Annotated in this window: 2 protein-coding genes; both read left to right on the top strand. The window is 41.9% G+C overall.

The genetic code is table 11. The features are described 5' to 3' along the window. Positions 1-86: 86 nt before the first annotated feature. Positions 87-470 carry an IS66-like element accessory protein TnpA gene (tnpA, locus tag PV763_RS17765; protein ID WP_005404026.1) on the top strand — a complete coding sequence of 128 codons (384 nt, stop codon included), beginning with the start codon at positions 87-89 and terminating at the stop codon, positions 468-470. Then, on the top strand, positions 413-618 hold a 206-nt coding region (gene tnpB / locus PV763_RS17760), incomplete at its 3' end, for an IS66 family insertion sequence element accessory protein TnpB (protein ID WP_420938306.1). The genes tnpA and tnpB, both read left to right, overlap by 58 nt.

The following is a 618-nucleotide window of genomic DNA, read 5'->3' as shown; positions in this document are numbered from 1 at the left end:
GTAAGCGTCCGCTGAACACACCTTATGAATTCATCCTATAAGCCTTAATTTAGTCCCCACTTAAAAACAAGTGGGGACTAAAATTTATGACTACAAATCACCAGACATCCATCGCATCTCTTGCGAAAAAACGAAGAACATACAGTGCTGAATTTAAACAGCAGATCGTTCAGGCTTGTAAAGCACCGGACGTTTCAATTGCTTCGGTCGCTTTGCAACATGGATTGAATACAAATCTTGTATCCAAATGGATTCGCTTAATTGATGGTAAGCCAGGGAATGATCGCTCACCACTACCGAATAAACCTGCATTTATTGCCTTATCTTGCTCTGCACCATTAGATCCTACTCCTACTGACATGTTAACGGTTCAAATTACTTTACCCCACTCAAAAGTAGAAATTGGCTTGAAATGGCAAGTATCAGAAATATCTGCTTTAGCAGAATTACTCAAGGCACTTGCAACATGATCCGCATTGATGAAATCTGGCTTTCTACCCAACCTCTGGATATGCGAGCAGGGATGGATACTATCATGGCTCAGGTGGTGAGAGCCTTTGGCTACATCAAACCGCATTGTGCTTACCTGTTCTGTAATAAACGTGGCCATCGCATGAA

Source organism: Acinetobacter sp. AS5 (assembly GCF_048957595.1).
Classification (GTDB): domain Bacteria; phylum Pseudomonadota; class Gammaproteobacteria; order Pseudomonadales; family Moraxellaceae; genus Acinetobacter.
This window is presented reverse-complemented; position numbering and strand designations above follow the sequence as displayed.